This is a genomic window from Aurantimicrobium photophilum, from assembly GCF_003194085.1.
Taxonomy (GTDB): domain Bacteria; phylum Actinomycetota; class Actinomycetes; order Actinomycetales; family Microbacteriaceae; genus Aurantimicrobium; species Aurantimicrobium photophilum.
Window position 1 is genome coordinate 1179518 of the sequence record NZ_CP023994.1, and the last position, 17184, is coordinate 1196701.

Genomic DNA, 17184 nt, shown 5'->3' on the forward strand with positions numbered 1-17184 from the left:
GCGGTTTCACTTGCTTCGGGTGTTTTTTCCTGCCAGAATCAACCCCATGAACTCTAAGACTCGCGCCGCGCAGCTCGATGATGTGTCCAAGGCCATCATTGAACAGCTGCAAGAAGACGGTCGCCGCTCCTATGCCGAAATCGGCAAGGCGGTAGGTCTATCTGAGGCTGCTGTCCGCCAACGCGTGCAAAAGCTGACCGAAGCTGGCGTGATGCAGGTGGTCGCTGTGACCGACCCCATGCAACTTGGGTTCTACCGCCAAGCAATGATCGGCCTGCGCTGCTCGGGTGACACCCGCGCCATCGCCGACAAGCTGGCTGCATTAGAAGCCGTCGATTACGTGGTGCTCACCGCCGGGTCATTCGACATCATGGCTGAAGTTGTCTGTGAGTCCGACGAAGATCTCATCAATCTTCTCAACGAACAGATCCGAAAGCTTGAGGGAGTGGTTTCAACCGAAACCTTCGTCTATCTCAAGCTCCACAAACAGTTATATAACTGGGGAACGCGATAAAAATGCCGTTATTTACCTCTCGGAAAACAAAGACTGCAGCTCACGCCGCAGCCCCATCTCATGTTGTTGCACCTGCCGCTGCAACCGAGGCAGAGAAGCCTTACGTTGCGCCAACCTACGACAACAAGGACCTTCAAAAGAAGGCCAGTGATCACCTCTGGATGCACTTCACACGCCAGTCGGTCATGCACGAAAACGGTGTGCCCATCATCGTCAAGGGTGACGGTCACATGATCACCGACATCCAGGGCAAGAGCTACATCGATGGACTCTCTGGTCTGTTCGTTGTTCAGGCTGGACACGGACGCAAGCGTCTGGCTCAGGCTGCCGCTAAGCAGGCCGAAGAACTCGCCTTCTTCCCCATCTGGTCTTACGCACACCCTTCCGCCATTGAATTGGCTGACCGCCTCGCAGACTATGCACCTGGCGACCTCAACAAGGTCTTCTTCTCCACCGGTGGTGGTGAAGCTGTTGAAACTGCTTTCAAGTTGGCAAAGCAGTACTGGAAGAAGATGGGTAAGCCCACTAAACACAAGGTGATTTCTCGCTCTGTTGCGTATCACGGAACCCCTCAGGGTGCTCTCTCGATTACGGGTATCCCTGCGATGAAGGAAATGTTTGAGCCTCTGGTTCCTTCGACCTTCCGTGTTCCAAACACCAACTTCTACCGCGCTGAACAGCACGGAGATGACCTCTACGCATTCGGTCAGTGGGCAGCAAACCGCATCGAAGAAATGATCGAGTTCGAAGGCCCTGACACTGTTGCAGCTGTCTTCCTTGAGCCCGTTCAAAACTCTGGTGGCGCGTTCGCACCACCTCCCGGATACATGGAGCGCGTACGCGAGATCTGCGACAAGCACGACGTCCTCATGGTTTCGGACGAGGTTATTTGTGCATTCGGTCGTATCGGTGAAATGTTTGCCTGCAACGCCTATGGCTACGTCCCCGACATGATCACCTGCGCCAAGGGTATGACCAGTGGTTACAGCCCCATCGGTGCAACCATCATCTCTGACAAGATCTATGAGCCCTTCTCCAAGGGCACCAGCTACTTCCCCCACGGTTACACCTTCGCCGGTCACCCCGTGTCTGCAGCTGTTGCACTGGAAAACCTCAACATCTTCGAAGAAGAGAAGCTCAACGAGAACGTGCGCACCAACTCGCCACTGTTCCGTGCTGAGCTGGAGAAGCTCCTCGACATCCCCATCGTCGGTGACGTGCGTGGTGACGGTTACTTCTTTGCAATCGAACTCGTCAAGGACAAGGCCACCAAGGAGACCTTCAACGACGACGAGTCCGAGCGTTTGCTCCGTGGCTTCCTCTCCAAGGCTCTCTATGACGCAGGACTGTTCTGTCGTGCAGATGACCGTGGAGACCCCGTTGTTCAGCTTGCTCCACCGCTGACAATTGGACCCAAGGAATTCGTTGAAATGCGTGAAATCCTCGAGGGCGTCCTCAAGGAAGGCGCAAAGATCGTCTAACACTCTGGCTCAGTAGGGTTTCGTCGCCACTACTCGATGTCAGTATCCCAATGGGGCTGCTACCGCGTGCGGTGGTAGCCCCATTATCTTTGTAAATATGACCTCCACCTTCGCCACCATCGACTCCCCCATCGGTCGCATTGAGCTGACCAGCGATGGCGAAGCCATCACCTTTCTCAGCATTGAAGGCGTGGAGGGTTCACCTCACGGACGGTTGCAGCACGGTGGTCGCCCAGGTGTTCCCGACAAGGTGATTAAGCAGGCAACCAAGGAACTTGGTGAATACTTCGCCGGCAAGAGAAAAGACTTTGACGTTCCCGTCAAGCTGGTGGGAACACCATTCCAGCAGGCCATCTGGCATGAGCTCTTGGCCATCCCCTATGGCGGTCATGCTTCCTATGGAGACCTTGCTGCCCGTGCGGGGAACCCCAAGGCAGCTCGTGCCGTGGGAGGTGCTGTGGGAGCGAATCCCGTGCCCATCATTGTTCCCTGCCATCGCATTCTTGCTGGCAACAGCAAGCTCACCGGCTACTCCGGTGGTTCAGGTGTCTCCACCAAGATTCAGCTCTTGGACATCGAAGGCATTACTTACAGGTAATGGCCTACAAAGATCTCGAGATCGGCGAAGACGGCCTCGCTCGTTGTGGCTGGGTCGGCACCGACTCCGAATACATGCGCTATCACGATGAAGAGTGGGGCGTGAAGCTCCTGGGTGACCAGAAGCTCTTTGAAAAGCTCTCACTGGAAGCCTTTCAGGCAGGGCTCAGCTGGATCACGATTCTCAAGCGCCGCCCCGGATTTCGCGAAGCGTTCTCAGACTTCAATATTGACGCGGTGGCAAGCTTCACCGATGACGACGTCGAACGGCTCATGCTCGATGAACGCATTATTCGTAATCGCGCCAAGATTGTGGCGACCATAGAAAATGCGAAGGTAACCAAAAACTTGCTTGAGCAATCCGCTGGCGCCCTGCACGACTTAATCTGGTCATTCCAACCGATGTCCAGGCAGCGCGCCAATTCCTGCGCTGGTGACGAGCACGCGCGCTATGCAACCCTTGCAGAAGTGCCCGCTGTGACAACCGAGTCCGAACAGCTCAGCAAAGCTTTGAAGAAACTCGGTTTCAAGTTCGTGGGCGCCACCACAATGTATGCGCTGATGCAATCAGCTGGCTTAGTGGATGACCACCTTGCGGGTTGTCATCTCGCGAACTAGTCCTCCACAAGCTGAGTTGAGGCGCCAGCCTCACTCAGCTTTGTATTCCCGCTCCACGTAACCACCTGTTCTTCGTATCGTGAGCTTTCAAGTTGCGCTCCGTTAAGAGGAATATCAGATGTCCAGGTGGTGTATAGAAATCTTTGGTCGATCGTATGGCAGGTTTTACTCATCCCTCTCCAAGTATCTACAATTAGTTGTCGACTCTGCGCTATTGAATGTTTTGAGTGTTGAAGGAATCGGGATTTGTTCAGGCGAGTGGGGGAAGCCACTCGGTGGCGGTTTGTATGAATTCCGAATAAGGAAATCACTTCTTGCAATTGAAAACTCGACAAACGAGACATCGCTCATGTCTCGTACCGACTCAAGGAACTCTCCAGTCCTCATCCGCATATTCTGCACATTCCATGGAGACAAGATTGTGGTTCTTCATCATGGATATGACAAACAACGTGATCCCTCTCCCAAAAGGCAACAACGAGAGATCCGTGCGGCAAGGAAACTTCATAATGAATGGAAGGAAGGGTTGAAATAAAAAGTGTTTAATCACATAATTACTGACATGGCAAAGAATCAAAAAACCATTCCCTACGAAGACTTCATGAGGGACATCCGTCAGTCTTGGTCAGAAGATGACTGGAATATCTACAACGCTATTTCTGCAGATTTCCAGAAAGAAATGAATGATCGAGCTGAGCTTGGTGCAGCTCTCCAGTCAGCCCGAAAAGCACAATCACTCACTCAACCCACCCTTTCCAAGCTGGCTGATGTTCAGCAAGCCGAGATAAGTCGCATCGAACGTGGCGTGGGGAACCCAACTGCGACAACACTCTTTCGCCTCACCCATGCGTTAGGGCTGAAATTAGCATTTATTCCGGATAAAGAATCTGAAAGAACTCAGTTATAGCCTTTACGTCGATTCAAGATCAAAGGGCGTGGACGCATTCGTGTCACGCACAACAGGCTTCTTCACAACCGGTGCTGCCACTGGAGTTTTATTTACTGGCGCATCATCAAGGAGTGCCTCGCGAATGATGCGTCGAGGGTCATATTGGCGAGGGTCGAGCTTCTTCCACTCTTCCTCGTCGAAATCGTCACCGAGTTCTTCTTTGATACGGTCTTTGGCACCCGAGCTCATTTCTTTGAGTTTGCGCACTAATTGACCAAATTTCGCCGAGTAAGCAGGCAGGCGTTCAGGACCAATAACGAAGACAGCAATCACTCCAATCAGGAGTAATTTCTCGAAGGTCAAACCAAACACACTACGAGACTACCGCGCCTAAACACGGGGAAAGCTCTACGCTTGGGAAGCAAGGAGACTGACGTGACACACAACGAACTAACGTGGAAGTTCCTCAACGAATTTGATGTTGAGTCGAGCACCCAGGCTAAAGCCCGCGCCATTTCACTTGAGCATGGCGTGAACGTGATTTCACCCGCTGTGGGAGCACAGCTTGCACTGGTTGCTGCGGCAACGAATGCCACCAACATCATTGAGATTGGCACAGGTCTGGGTCTTTCCGGTCTGTGGCTGTTGGCTGGTGCACCAGAGGCGACCCTGACTTCGATTGACCCTGAGTTTGAGTATCACGAGCAGGCTCGTGAGCTCTTCACCGAAGCCGGTTACCCCGCAAGCCGTGTGCGCTTGATCACCGGTAAGGCACTGGATGTTCTCCCTCGCATGAACGAAAACAGCTACGACATCGTTCTTGTTGATGGTGACCCTGCACAGGTTGCGCAGAACGCGGAGCACGCGTTGCGTCTGGTTCGCGTGGGCGGCACCGTGCTTGTTCCTCACATCCTGCAGGATGGCGACATTGCAAACCCCGCCAAGCGTGCCGGAATCATTGCCGGCTTCCGCACCGTGCTCACCGAAGCTACTGAGTCGGAGAACATCGTGGTTGCCCTCTCCCCTGCTGGAGACGGTCTGCTGCAGTTCACCAAGATCGCGTAAGTCACAGACTTCATAAGAAAACCCCCGCTCAGTGAGCGGGGGTTTTCTGTATTCGGTTTCCCGAAGAAGTTGTTTACTAGGCAGGAACTACCTTCGCCAATACGTCGTGAAGCTCCTTCGCCTCAGCGTCGTTGACGGAGACGACCAAACGGCCACCACCTTCGAGAGGTACGCGCACAATAATGAGGCGACCTTCCTTGACAGCCTCCATGGGACCGTCACCGGTCCGTGGCTTCATTGCAGCCATTTAGGCCACCCCTTTCACTTACTTTGTGTACTTCTATTATCCCGTATTGTTTGGTGCCCAAAAACCACATGAAGGCCTCAAACAGCTTCGGAATCCGTTGTTTCGGACGCTTTTCAGGGCGGACTCCAGTCGTATCCATCGATACGCCAGCAGATCAAGAGCCAACCCCACTGCAAGACGATGAATAGCACCACCATGATGACGCGATAGACCTTGGACTTGGGCGCCGCAATGGCTCCCAAGACAGGAAAGAGCGGCGCGAGCAGACGGAATGTGCTCGACTGTGGGAAGAACACTGCCAGCAGATACAGCGCATAGCTGGCCAGCCAGAATCGAACATCCACGCCCAGCTTCTTCATCGCAGGGGTGAAGAGGAAGACAAAGAAACCCAGCACGAGAGCACCGAGCAGAATGTAGCCACCGAGTTCGGGATAACCAAAGCTTGTTGTCCACCACTGGGCAGCGTGAATCCAGGGGGTGAAAGGAATGAGTTCTTGGTAGCCAATGTAGGCAGAGCGCCAAGCCAGTTCAGTATCCAGATAGGCAGTGGGAACGCCAGTTACCCAACCAGCGATAAACATCCAGGCAAAACCGGCACCCGCAGAGATGAGTGCCACAGAAGCTAACAGCACTCGCTCACGAGTGGGGAAGCGAGAACGCTTCCGCTTGGCATAGCGATAAATCCAGTGCAGGCCAATCGCCAGTGCCACAGCTAACGCTCCTGGCCTGGTCAAGGACAACACAATGACCACCGGAATAACCCAGCCATAGAGTTTGCGCTGCATGAGCAAGATCACCAGAGCAATCAGGAACAGTTGCATGGATTCGGCATAGGCCAGCTGGAAGAGCGGTGACACCGGGGAAACAGCGAACAGCACGATGGCAAAGAGTGCCTGCTGAGCAGGCACATGCTTGATCAGGACCTTGTAGAAGACCAGGGATGCCGCCAGTGCAAACAGTACCGAGATGAGCACACCTGAGATGCTCCAGGGCAGCCCCGTAATCGCCATAAGCCCGCGCACGATGGCCGGGTAGGCGGGCAGGAAAGCCCAGGCATTCTCACCGACGTGACCGTCATCGGTATAGGGAAGCTCGTGCGGATAGCCCGTCTCGGCGATGATGTTGTACCAGCGACCATCCCATATCGTGGAGAAATCCCACAGTGACGGCTGGGCGCCAGTCCAGGCATTCTCAGCCTGTTGACTGGCCAAAACCAGCAGCATGACGGTGGAAACTGCCCGACCCAGCAAAAACACCAAGGTGACTTTGAGCCACCATGGCAGTCGAGTTCTTGTCATCCCCCGAAGACCTGTTACTTGGTCAGCCAGCTGCGCAGTGCGCGCTCGCACTCGAGGATCTGCGAAGTCAGAACCCGCTCGTCATCGGTGTGGGCCAGGGAAGGATCTCCGGGGCCAAAGTTCACCGCTGGAATTCCTAATGCCGAGAAACGTGCCACATCTGTCCAGCCATACTTTGGCATGGGCTCAGCACCGACGGCAGCAACGAAGTCCTGAGCCAGTGCAGCTGTGAGCCCCGGACGAGCACCTTCAGCGCTATCCGTGACGACGACTTCGAAGCCAGCAAAGACGTCTTCAACGTGAGCCAGTGCTTCTGCAACGCTCTTATCGGGAGCGAAGCGGTAGTTCACGGTTAGTGCTGCCTCGTCAGGAATGACGTTGCCCGCAACACCGCCAGAGACACCCACGGCACTGAGGCCTTCACGGTAGTCGAGGCCGTCCACGGTCACGGTTGCGGGACTATAGCTCGCAAGGGCGGCAAGGGCAGGTGCAAGCTTGTGAATGGCGTTCTCGCCCTTCCAGGCGCGAGCAGAGTGTGCTCGCACACCGTGTGTGCGCACCTCTACACGCAGGGTGCCATTGCATCCACCCTCCACAGTTGAATTACTAGGTTCACCCAAGATGGCAAAGTCACCCTGCAGAAGTTCTGGCGACTGTACTGCGAGACGGCCCAAGCCGTTGAGTTCTGAAGCAACCTCTTCATTGTCGTACCAAATCCAAGTGATGTCATAAGCGGCCTCAGTGAGCTCTGCAGCGAGTTTCACTGCCACGGCCACACCAGCCTTCATATCGACTGTTCCGCGCCCCCAGAGCCACTCAGCACCCTCGTCTTCGCTGTATCGAACAGGGAGGTTGTTATTGACAGGAACAGTGTCGAGGTGACCAGCAATAACCACACGCTGTGCACGACCAAGGTTCGTCTTCGCAACGAGTGCATTGCCGTTGCGGATGATCTCGAGATGGCCCAAACCCGACAGCGAAGATTCGATGGCATCAGCCAGCGTCTTCTCATTCCCCGAGACCGACTCAATGTTGCAGATGTCTGCGGTGAGCTCCACGCTTGAGCGTGAGAGGTCAAGCGAAGAAGTGGAGGACATGCCTCAAGTTTATCGCCGGTAATCTAGAGGCATGGTTTCTACGCAGACGAACACGCACGCTTGGGGTTATGGCCTGGCAACAATTGCCGGCGATGGCACCGTTCTCGACACCTGGTATCCCGCCCCCCAACTGGGACAACTTCCAGCAGGTCGTGACAAGTGGATTGTTCCTGCAGAGATCGAAGACCTCGTTGGCGAAGATGCACGTCGTAACGTCAAGCTCGAAGCAGTCACCATTGAAATCTCTCTTTCTGAGCCAGCTAACGGCGCATCTGATGCCTACCTGCGCCTCCACCTGCTTTCCCACCTCCTTGTTGCCCCCAACACCATCAACCTCGATGGCATCTTTGGCCAGCTTCCCAACGTGGTCTGGACCAACGCAGGCCCCGTCCACCCCGATGACTTCACTGCCCTGCGCCCACGCTTACTTCGCGCCGGCATTCAAGCGCAGGGAATTGACAGATTCCCCCGACTGACCGACTACGTCACACCAGACCGAGTGCGCATCGCTGATGCGTCTCGTGTGCGCTTGGGTGCTCACCTTGCTCCGGGCACCGTGATCATGCACGAGGGCTTTGTGAACTTCAACGCCGGAACCCTCGGCACCTCTATGGTTGAGGGTCGCATCTCTCAAGGTGTCGTCGTCGGCGATGGTTCTGACATCGGTGGAGGCGCCTCCATTATGGGCACCCTTTCTGGCGGTGGCACCGAGAAGGTCAGCATTGGTCAACGTTCACTGTTGGGAGCAAACTCTGGCATTGGTATCTCCATCGGAGATGACTGCGTTGTTGAAGCAGGGCTCTATGTGACAGCTGGCACCAAGGTGAACGTGATTGACGGCGAGAACACCACGGTTCTCAAGGCCAAGGAACTCTCCGGCGTGAACAATCTGTTATTCCGCCGAAACTCTCTCACCGGCGCAGTGGAAGTCACCTCGCGCACGGGCGTGGGCATCGTGCTGAACTCAGCACTTCACTAGAATCTCTAAGTTAAATAGAGAATGCCCCTCGCAAGAGGGGCATTCTTCTTTGTTCAGAGCGCATAGCTCCTACTTACTCTTTTTGAAGATCACGTCGTCGACGAATCACAGCAAGTAGTCCCCCGCTGAGCATAAAGAGCGCTAATACAAGTGCCGGGAAAACAACTGCTCCGGTTTGAGCAAGGCTCAAACGCGGGACAGTAGTGACACTGGAACTAAGTGTTGCTGTTCCCCGCTGACCATAACCGTCAACAATTCCATAGGTAATGACAGCCACTCCCGCATAACCTGTTGCCGGCACGAACAACACACGGCCGTTAGAGACTGTGTATGTTCCCTGACCAGGTACGGAGTATCCGGTAACGGAGTTTCCGTTGGGATCGACGAGAGTAAGGCTTGCGCCTGCGGGGATAACAGGCGTGAATACGTGAGTTTCTGAATCCGTACCGGACGTCGAACCCGGCTGAGGCGAGGGCGCAGAAGGAATTGTGACGTTGGTACTAATGGTCTGCGTCGCAGTGGATTGGTAAGCATCGGTGGCCCGATACGTCACAGGAGTAGTGGCACCTGAATATCCGTTCTCAGGCACAAAGGTCACGATTCCTGTTGAGGGCACAACGGTATACGTGCCCTCACCAGGAACAATCAAGGTGGTGACAGAATTCCCTTGAGCATCAACAAGCTTGACAGAACCTGAGGGGGGAACAGTTACTTGAATCGTTTGAGGCTGGACACCGACTCCGCCGGAACCGGTTAGTGGACTGAGAGGGCCAAAAGGTGGCGCTAAAACAGTTGGTGTGTAGGTTGTGAGCCCAACCTGCCCAAAACTGTCGGTGAAGGCAACGGTTATCGCAGTTGGTGTGCCGGCATAGCCGTAAACCGGCGTGAACTTGATTTCACCAGTTGAACTGTTGAAGTCGTACACTCCTTCACCGGGAATTGTGTAAGTGGTTTGAGATGTACCAAGCGGACTGCGCATCTGAAGTGTGACGCCAACCGGTACCGAAATAACTACACTTTGACTCACTGCGGGATCCGTCGAGAGTGCCTTGTTATAGCCCGAAGAAACTTGCGGGGTGGGCGTAGTTGGCGGGATGACGTTGATGGCAACCGTCGATGAGGTCGACTGGCCGTATGAATCAGTTACACGATATGGGACTGGTGTCGCTGTTCCAGTAAAGGCAGGGTCGGGGACAAAGTCAGTACGCCCTGTACCAACGTTCACCGTATAAGTACCTTCACCAGGAACAGTGACAGAAGTCACGGGACTTCCGGAACCGTCGATTAATCTGAGTGTTCCACCGGAAGGAATCGCTACTGAAACAGAGCCGCCCGCCGAAGACTGAGGGATTGAAACACCGACAGGGATTGCACTGGGTACACCGGGAAGAGTAACTGTCGCGGTGTAAGTTGCAATACCGGTCTGCCCGAACACGTCAGTCACTCGGTAGATGATTGGGTCAGCAACACCACTAAACCCAGGTTCAGGATCAAAGGTAATGCGACCAGCTGAGAATGAATATGTTCCCTGCCCTGGCACAGCGAATCCACTAGAGGAAGAACCTGAAGGGTTCAGGAGTGTCACACTTCCGTTTGATGGAGCAGACACGCTGACCCGCTGTGGAGAAGTTCCAACTCCCGTAGTTGCAACATCTGGTGCTGTCGGAGGTATACCCGCAGGGCCGTAAGTGCCGGGCATTGCCAGTGTTACTGATGGAGATTCAGCGGCATTAAGGAATGAGGATTGACCAAACTCGCGGATGACATACGCGGATGAGGATTTTGCTTTTTCGTTTGTCAGCGGAGAGTTAACTAAGGGGTTAACAATCGCAAAATCCGGTTCAGAAGCACCGGTGGTCGGAGTTGTCACTGTCATGTCTACGTTCCATGAACGGCCAGGCAGTAGAACATTGGAGCCAAAATCAAACTTCAGCGCAGTTACCGTTTGAAGGTTTCCTGGAGGAGTTGTGCTCCAGCTTGCGGATACACATCCAGCGGGAGAGTAATTCAATTCGGTTCTACAAATATTTGCCTGAGTTGAATAACTCACAGTTGCGCCAGTGAGTCCAACAGGAAGTGTCGGGACACTCGTTAGCAGCACCGGGAATGTTGAAGAAGAGGTGTTTCTAGTTGTTCCGGAGAGAACATTGGTATCTCCCGGACGCGGCAAAATCGTGATGACTGTTGCAGCATCAAGGCGCACGGTACCACGGTTCTTTAGAGAGACTCTGAAGCCATCCGTTGCACCAGGAGTGGTGTATCCCGTTGAAGGCCCTCCAATGAATGAGGTATCCCATGAACCCTTTACCGACTGGGTAAGCGATGCGGCAACGCTGGCAGCAGGAACCACCTGAGCGTTGAATGTAGGGAACAACACGGAGTCAGTACCAGTATTCAGAGTGTTACCCACCCGTCCGTCGCCATCTAGGTCGGCAGATGTGTCGCCGAATGCTCCCCAGTATTGAGCTTCCATCCCGTAGGAGTTGTTTGTTCTCGAGCTGAAGGCAGCGACAACACTTGGACTGCCCATCAAAGTGTCCTGGAGGTCCAGAGAGAAGTCAACGGACAGAGTAGACCCAGAAGCAATTTTTGTTCCGGTTGGGAACGTAATTTTGATCAATTCACCAGTCAGTGAAGGATTGTTGGTTATCCATCCAGAACTGTTATATCCAAAGCCACTAGTCCTCGTTACGGTGTAGTTGGTCAGAGTAGTCGATCCGTTTTTCACGACCAAGGAAGAATTAGCAATGGTCGTATCTGCCGGCTGAATGATAAAGAGTACTGGGTCCGGAAGATCCGCTGAATACGCAGCGAATCCCGCGGTAAAAGGCGCCGTCCGCACACCAGGAAGAAGGTTTGCAGAAAGGTTATTCCTCAAACCAACTCGAGTCGCCAAGCTTGGTGCGGGCGGTGGAGGTTCTGAAATGACCGAGGTAGATGAAGTATCGACAAGAGTGCGGGTTGATTGAGGGAATCCCGGGACAGTCTCGGTGAAATCAAAATATGCAGTCTCAGGAAAAACATCGCCGATTACGACAGGAACGCCTGTCCGAGTAGTTGAAAGAATTACCCACGAATAAGAAAGCAGATCTAATGAACCGCTACCAACTGGAATTACTCCATAGGTAGCTTTGATGTACGTGATGTAGTTGCCACCTGACATAGCCGCGGCACCAGAAGGCATGGTGTTAGAAACATTAACCACGGCGGTGGAGCCAGCCGCAATTCCCGATTCAGCTAGGTAAGCGAGGTTATCGTCTGAGTTACCTTGAATTCCATCGGCACCAAATTTTGATTTCACCCACAAGGCAGCCAAGCCGGCGCTTTTGTTATAGATCGTGACTGTGGTCAGACCAAGACCAACCGGAATAGTTTCGCGAATGGAGATGGAATCCAAAGGCTGGCTGGAGTCATTTGGGTTTTCAGCCTTGAAATCAATGGATCCCCCTGCACCAATCCATTTGCCCGTTGGAGCAGAAATGCGGTCTACGAGGACTTGTGCTGGCCCTGGCGCAACCAGACTTACCACCGCTGTGGATGTACCCAGTGTTCGGGCTGGACTGGAACTTCCTATGTCTGTCCCTGTCCACGTGTAGGGGTAGGGAACAAGTTGTCCGACAGCAAAATACGCAGAAGGGTGCATCGTGATGAGGTTGTATGAGACACAACCAATTACATTCGAAGCGACGGTCCATGTCACTTCTCGAGTGCTCGAATTATATGAACCGCTCGGTGCAGATTGGAAGACGACATTGGCAGGTAACGTCACCTTGATAACTGAACCAGCAGCAATACCGACGGGACCATAACCTGCAGTTGTAGGCGCTACGGGACATGCAGTGACGCTTGTCGTCGCAAAATCATCGAGGTTACCACCAGAACTAAAGCTGGAATTCACGGTAGTTGTGTTTGCCGCCCTCACCGTCACCGTGTTCACCGTAGTAGTGACGTTCTCCCCATCGGATGTTGAGAAATTTGAAGTGTGATCAGCCACTGTTCCATTTGGCGTACTCCACGGAGCAACGCTCATATTCACAACAATTTGGCTGGATGTTCCGACTGGGACGGTGGAGTTCAGCACAAAAACAAGTTGTGTTGACGAACGAATGACTCGGCTCACTTCGCTCACAGAATAACTTGCTGTCCCCGCAACCATAGAAGACGGGAAATTCAATCGAATCATTCCGTCGTGACAGTCATTGTTACTGCACGTAAAATTCACAGTCCAGACGTAGGAACTTCCGGAGCCAACCGTGATTGCCGAAGAAGGTGTACCACTTGGTAGCTTGAGAGACTGAGTGATTCCAACATTTCCGCCCACTGCATTTGCAGGAGCTGAGAATCCGAGCAGCAGCACTGAAAATATTGCTACCGCTGCCGCGATGCGCAGAAATGCGCGCTGAAATGTGTTTTGTAACAAAGGAAACCTACAATCAAGTTATTTAAAACTATATTCGATTTCATTAATTACTTTTCTGGGAATTTCTAGAGGAAAACCACATTCTCCAAGCCAATTTCTTGAACCAAACGCAATCTAAGAAGATGATGCGCCCTGCCCTATGTGCAGGGGCCCTCAAAAGCTAAATTTAGAAGGCTCTATCTCGCTTGATGCCCTCAATAGCTTCTGCAATTGCAAACCCAACAATTTGTTCAAACATTTCTTGAGCCTCAGGAAAATCCTGCGCACGTGCGGCAGCGCTAGAAGCCCATACGGACATACCCAGAGCCGCCCATCCCACGATCGTTGATCGTGCAACTGCTCTCTGATCTTTCATCAGCACTTCGCGGGGCACTTCGCCAACACCATAAGTGATGTCCGTCACACTGTTTTCACGAACATCAATGGTGAGTTGACCTAAACGAGCAAGATTGAGCTCAAGAAGTTGGCTCATTTCTTCTTGATGCTCACTCTGAAGAATTGCAGAAATACCCTCAAAGCTACCGGGGTAGTTGATCACAGCACTCCATCCAGACATTTTCTGAGCGTGCTCTAGCTGGGCTCGAATAAGTGCTGTAAGTCGCGCTTCAGGGTCTCGGGAAGCAGAAAGCACTGCTTCCCAGGTGCTCGCCACATAACCTCGGTAGGTCTCCACAGTTGCGGCAGCAAGTAGACCATCCCAGCTTCCAAAATGGTGATTCACAGCGCCAAAAGAGACACCTGCTTTTTCACAAACAAATCGCGCGTTGATGGAAAATGCGCCGTGGATTGCAACTTGCTCAATGGTGGTCCGAAGAAGAGCTTCCGAAGCGGCGACAAAAGATGACTCTTTGCGTGGTCTACCTACAGGGCGGCGTTGATTAACGCTTTCGCTACCCTGGTTTTGTTTCACCTTCCAAAAATAGACCACAAAAGTAACAATTAACTTGGTCGCAGGAAGGAACTTAGGAAAAATTAATTTCCCCGCAACATTGACCGCTTCACTTACGGCTGAATGATGGTGACACCAGGTTCAGTACCTGTGCTCATCTGAGCAAGGGCTTCCGGCACAGCGTCCAGAGGGATTCTGTGGGTGATGAAGGTTCCGGGATCAATGATTCCGGCACCTATATCTGCCAGCATCTCGGGGTAGGCAGCTGCTGCCATTCCGTGAGATCCAAGCACCTGAAGCTCTTTAGCGATAACCACGTGCATGGGCACCGTTGCCTTGTCGCCGATCTTGGCGGGCAAGAGCAAACCAATCTGAACGTGACGTCCCTGAACCCTCAGGCTCTCAACCGCTGACTTGGCTGTGGAAATACTTCCCAGAGCATCAATAGAGACATCCACGCCGCCAGGAATCACACGGTGAATCGCTTCGACGACGTCCACTTCTGCAGCATTGAACACATGCGTAGCTCCCACCTGCGAGGCAAGAGCTAGAGCCTCGTTGTTCACGTCAACTGCAACCACGGTTGCACCTGACGCGGCGGCAATCATGATTGCAGCAAGACCTATTCCGCCGCAGCCAAAGACGGCCACCGTTTCACCGGGCTGCACTTCAGCTACGTGCTTGATGGCGCGGTAGCTGGTGGCAAAGCGACAGCCCAAGCTAGCTGCCACATCAAAAGAAACCTCGTCAGGGAGAACAACCGCGTTGAAGTCTGCACGAGGAATAGCTACATACTCGGCATATGTTCCCGGACCACTGAAACCTGGTTGCCATTGATCGGGGCAGACCTGAGCATTCCCAGACTCACACCACGAACATTCTCCACAGCCACAGACAAAGGGAAAGACAACACGGTCACCGACCTTGAGGGACGAAACTCCAGAGCCCACCTCGTGCACAACACCAGCAAACTCATGGCCAGGGACGTGAGGGAAGACCGTGATGTCGGGATCATGGCCCTGCCAGGCATGCCAGTCGGAACGGCAGAGGCCTGCGGCCTTCACCTGCACGACTACGCCACCCGGTGGCGCAACGGGAGTAACCAGTTCTGCCACGACAAGTGGCACACCGAATTTCTCGAACTGTACTGCCTTCATGAGGTCAGCTTAACAGCGGGGATATCGCCTCCGCGATTAGAAGTCGATGGAACGAATACGGCGCTTGACGAAGTCAAGCTCGCCATCAGCATTTCGTGTCAACGTCATCACACGCATGAAGTCAGGGTTGATTTCACGGGCAATGAAAAAGGCAATGAATCCCATCACGAGAGCAATGATCGAGAGAGGAATAGCACCGGCAGTCAATGCGCCGGTGAAGGCCAACTCTGCTGGGGTATCAGTGGATGTAGCCAGAAGAGTGCCGTCTGCAGTGATCTTGAAGTAGACCTTTTCTTCCACAGCAGCACCATCAGATCGTGTTGCACTGAAGGTAATAGAGTGCCATCCAGCTTCAAGGTTGTCAGGAATAGTCACCGAGGTATTGAAGGAGCTCGATACTGTGCGGCCTTGTGCAAGGATTTGTGGGGTGCTTCTCAAGACCACAGCGTAATCAGTGCTCAGCGCAAGATCAGTTGCCGAAATGGTGACATCCTCACCCACAATCTTTTGACCAGGAGCAACAGGAATGGTGAAGCTCACGGGTGAAGCTGGAGCTGAAGGAGTCGGGTTAGCACCATCAAAAGGCTGCGAAACGTGAGCCATCCATCGGGGGCTGACACTGTTATTGAAGAGGGTGGCGAAGTAATTGAGGTTTCCTGCTTGACTCACCACAAAAACACCTGCAGCAGTATCGATAGAGATTTCTGCGCTCGTGGGAGTAGCGAATTTCACTGCATTCCAGTACTGAGTTGCCGAACCAGAAACACTTGAGGTCGACTTCACGCAGGTGATGCCGCTGTTTGCAGTTTGAGTAACGCCACCAATTCGGATGGCCGTGATGCCGCAGGTGGAGGAAGAAGGATTCCAAGCGGCGTAGTTCTGGCTGTTACTACTCACAGAGCCAGGGACCGTATAGAAGATGTCGTTGTATGGGTCGCCCAGAATGTAGTTGATTTGGTCGACTGCGGCGCCAGCTGAATAACCACCAAACGTCATGGTGAACGCGGGAACGTTAGCCCCGACAGCGAGTGTGGAAAAAGAGGGCGAGGACCCCCGCTGAAAGCTGGAGCTCCCAACTGTAAAGGGAGTGGACTGGCTCTGCTGGTTTTGTGGAGAAGACCCAATTGTCACCATAGCTCCACCAAAGTTCATCTGGGGTGGTGAACCGGGGGTCTGCGACAGGTTGATATTTAGTCCTGCTGAGCTTCCTGCGCCTTGGCCGTTAGGGGTGGTGAAGGCATTCGCCAACATCGTCACGACAAAGTTTGTGTTGGCGTCGAAATCAATACCAGTCCAGTTATAGGAAACCGAGTTTTGGGTGGCGTTGATTGTGCATCCGGCGCTGCTCACGCTGAGGGTCACATCGGAGCAGTCAGTTGTGTTGTTGGGAACGAACCCAGTGGTGATAAAACTAACGCCACCCGTGGTTCCAGAGATGAAAGAGTCGTGACTAAAAGAGGCGGTAATCGGTGTGGTCACGAGCGTGCTCGCTGGCAGCTGAGAAACGTTAGAGGTAACGGTGATCACAGAAGCGACGCTGACTTGAATAGTCGCGGTGGCTGTTGCAGCAGAACCCGTGGTGGTTGACGTTCCAGATGCCGTGACAGTGTGCGTCACCGGCGCATAGGCAACTGTTGGAGTGCCCGAGATAGTTGCAGTGTCACCGCTTGTCGACATAGACAGTCCTGCAGGAAGTGCAGGCGTGATTGTGAAGGTTGTTCCTCCTGAAACAAAGCCAACGGCAGTGAATGCAGGGGTACGCCACAACTGAGAGTTGAGAGTTCCCTGCAGGTAGTGATCTGACTGAGTGATGCTTTCACTACTGGTGGAATATGACGGAGCAACAAAACCTAATGCTGCAGCAATGCTCAAAACAAGGGAGAGCAGGAGGGTACGAACAGCAATCTTCTTCACCCGTCAAAGATACCGGGTT

15 protein-coding genes are annotated in these 17184 nt (G+C 53.4%); 7 read left to right on the forward strand and 8 right to left on the reverse strand.

Features of this window, described 5'->3' with window-relative positions:
• The first annotated feature begins 46 nt into the window (after positions 1 to 46).
• From AURMO_RS05850 to AURMO_RS05870, 5 genes are all read left to right on the forward strand, one after another.
• On the forward strand, positions 47 to 514 hold the full coding sequence (locus AURMO_RS05850; RefSeq protein WP_110233958.1) for an Lrp/AsnC family transcriptional regulator: 468 nt from the start codon (positions 47 to 49) through the stop codon (positions 512 to 514).
• 2 nt (positions 515 to 516) lie between these two features.
• Positions 517 to 1995, forward strand: a complete 1479-nt coding sequence (locus tag AURMO_RS05855) for an aspartate aminotransferase family protein (RefSeq protein WP_110233961.1) — start codon at positions 517 to 519, stop codon at positions 1993 to 1995.
• Positions 1996 to 2092: 97 nt separating this feature from the next.
• Entirely contained in the window at positions 2093 to 2593 is a 501-nt protein-coding gene (locus AURMO_RS05860; RefSeq protein ID WP_110233963.1) for a methylated-DNA--[protein]-cysteine S-methyltransferase, read from the forward strand.
• The gene (locus tag AURMO_RS05865; RefSeq protein ID WP_110233966.1) at positions 2593 to 3210 is read left to right on the forward strand and encodes a DNA-3-methyladenine glycosylase I; all 618 of its coding nucleotides are present in this window, start codon (positions 2593 to 2595) and stop codon (positions 3208 to 3210) included. Before AURMO_RS05860 ends, AURMO_RS05865 begins: the two co-directional genes overlap by 1 nt.
• Positions 3211 to 3772: 562 nt before the next feature.
• Positions 3773 to 4117 carry a helix-turn-helix domain-containing protein gene (locus tag AURMO_RS05870; RefSeq protein WP_239406805.1) on the forward strand — a complete coding sequence of 115 codons (345 nt, stop codon included), beginning with the start codon at positions 3773 to 3775 and terminating at the stop codon, positions 4115 to 4117.
• Positions 4118 to 4120: 3 nt separating this feature from the next.
• Here the strand turns inward: AURMO_RS05870 and AURMO_RS05875 are convergent, their stop codons facing one another.
• A complete protein-coding gene (locus AURMO_RS05875; protein WP_110233968.1) occupies positions 4121 to 4471 on the reverse strand; it encodes a twin-arginine translocase TatA/TatE family subunit in 351 nt (116 codons plus the stop codon).
• A 63-nt stretch (positions 4472 to 4534) separates the two neighbouring features.
• On the opposite strand from AURMO_RS05875, the gene AURMO_RS05880 reads away from it, so the two are divergent.
• Positions 4535 to 5164 carry an O-methyltransferase gene (locus AURMO_RS05880; RefSeq protein WP_110233971.1) on the forward strand — a complete coding sequence of 210 codons (630 nt, stop codon included), beginning with the start codon at positions 4535 to 4537 and terminating at the stop codon, positions 5162 to 5164.
• A 76-nt stretch (positions 5165 to 5240) separates the two neighbouring features.
• Here the strand turns inward: AURMO_RS05880 and AURMO_RS05885 are convergent, their stop codons facing one another.
• The 3 genes from AURMO_RS05885 to dapE all read right to left on the reverse strand — a co-directional run bounded on the left by AURMO_RS05885 (position 5241) and on the right by dapE (position 7806).
• Positions 5241 to 5411 (reverse strand): DUF3117 domain-containing protein, encoded by a 171-nt coding sequence (locus AURMO_RS05885; RefSeq protein WP_110233974.1) that lies wholly within the window; start codon positions 5409 to 5411, stop codon positions 5241 to 5243.
• A gap of 113 nt (positions 5412 to 5524) precedes the next feature.
• Positions 5525 to 6709 (reverse strand): hypothetical protein, encoded by a 1185-nt coding sequence (locus tag AURMO_RS05890; RefSeq protein WP_110233977.1) that lies wholly within the window; start codon positions 6707 to 6709, stop codon positions 5525 to 5527.
• Between the two features lie 14 nt (positions 6710 to 6723).
• On the reverse strand, positions 6724 to 7806 hold the full coding sequence (gene dapE / locus AURMO_RS05895) for a succinyl-diaminopimelate desuccinylase (protein WP_110233979.1): 1083 nt from the start codon (positions 7804 to 7806) through the stop codon (positions 6724 to 6726).
• A 31-nt stretch (positions 7807 to 7837) separates the two neighbouring features.
• Between dapE and dapD the strand changes: the two genes are divergently transcribed.
• Entirely contained in the window at positions 7838 to 8785 is a 948-nt protein-coding gene (gene dapD, locus AURMO_RS05900; RefSeq protein WP_110233981.1) for a 2,3,4,5-tetrahydropyridine-2,6-dicarboxylate N-succinyltransferase, read from the forward strand.
• Between the two features lie 73 nt (positions 8786 to 8858).
• Here dapD and AURMO_RS05905 read toward each other — a convergent pair whose 3' ends face one another.
• The 4 genes from AURMO_RS05905 to AURMO_RS05920 form a co-directional block, all read right to left on the reverse strand.
• Positions 8859 to 12905 (reverse strand): Ig-like domain-containing protein, encoded by a 4047-nt coding sequence (locus AURMO_RS05905; RefSeq protein ID WP_162532687.1) that lies wholly within the window; start codon positions 12903 to 12905, stop codon positions 8859 to 8861.
• Between the two features lie 466 nt (positions 12906 to 13371).
• Positions 13372 to 13926 (reverse strand): TetR family transcriptional regulator C-terminal domain-containing protein, encoded by a 555-nt coding sequence (locus tag AURMO_RS05910; protein ID WP_162532688.1) that lies wholly within the window; start codon positions 13924 to 13926, stop codon positions 13372 to 13374.
• A 281-nt stretch (positions 13927 to 14207) separates the two neighbouring features.
• A complete protein-coding gene (locus AURMO_RS05915) occupies positions 14208 to 15251 on the reverse strand; it encodes a zinc-dependent alcohol dehydrogenase family protein (RefSeq protein ID WP_110233988.1) in 1044 nt (347 codons plus the stop codon).
• Positions 15252 to 15287: 36 nt separating this feature from the next.
• Positions 15288 to 17165: a hypothetical protein gene (locus AURMO_RS05920; protein WP_110233990.1), complete on the reverse strand. Its 1878-nt coding sequence runs from the start codon at positions 17163 to 17165 to the stop codon at positions 15288 to 15290.
• Between the last annotated feature and the right edge of the window lie 19 nt (positions 17166 to 17184).

Bases quoted from the DNA above. Each gene is read 5' to 3' on its own strand.
- AURMO_RS05855 (WP_110233961.1), top strand. From the start codon at position 517: ATGCCGTTATTTACCTCTCGGAAAACAAAGACTGCAGCTCACGCCGCA.
- AURMO_RS05850 (WP_110233958.1), top strand. From the start codon at position 47: ATGAACTCTAAGACTCGCGCCGCGCAGCTCGATGATGTGTCCAAGGCC.
- dapE (WP_110233979.1), bottom strand. From the start codon at position 7,806: ATGTCCTCCACTTCTTCGCTTGACCTCTCACGCTCAAGCGTGGAGCTC.
- AURMO_RS05860 (WP_110233963.1), top strand. From the start codon at position 2,093: ATGACCTCCACCTTCGCCACCATCGACTCCCCCATCGGTCGCATTGAG.
- AURMO_RS05915 (WP_110233988.1), bottom strand. From the start codon at position 15,251: ATGAAGGCAGTACAGTTCGAGAAATTCGGTGTGCCACTTGTCGTGGCA.
- AURMO_RS05870 (WP_239406805.1), top strand. From the start codon at position 3,773: ATGGCAAAGAATCAAAAAACCATTCCCTACGAAGACTTCATGAGGGAC.
- AURMO_RS05885 (WP_110233974.1), bottom strand. From the start codon at position 5,411: ATGGCTGCAATGAAGCCACGGACCGGTGACGGTCCCATGGAGGCTGTC.
- AURMO_RS05890 (WP_110233977.1), bottom strand. From the start codon at position 6,709: ATGACAAGAACTCGACTGCCATGGTGGCTCAAAGTCACCTTGGTGTTT.
- dapD (WP_110233981.1), top strand. From the start codon at position 7,838: ATGGTTTCTACGCAGACGAACACGCACGCTTGGGGTTATGGCCTGGCA.
- AURMO_RS05865 (WP_110233966.1), top strand. From the start codon at position 2,593: ATGGCCTACAAAGATCTCGAGATCGGCGAAGACGGCCTCGCTCGTTGT.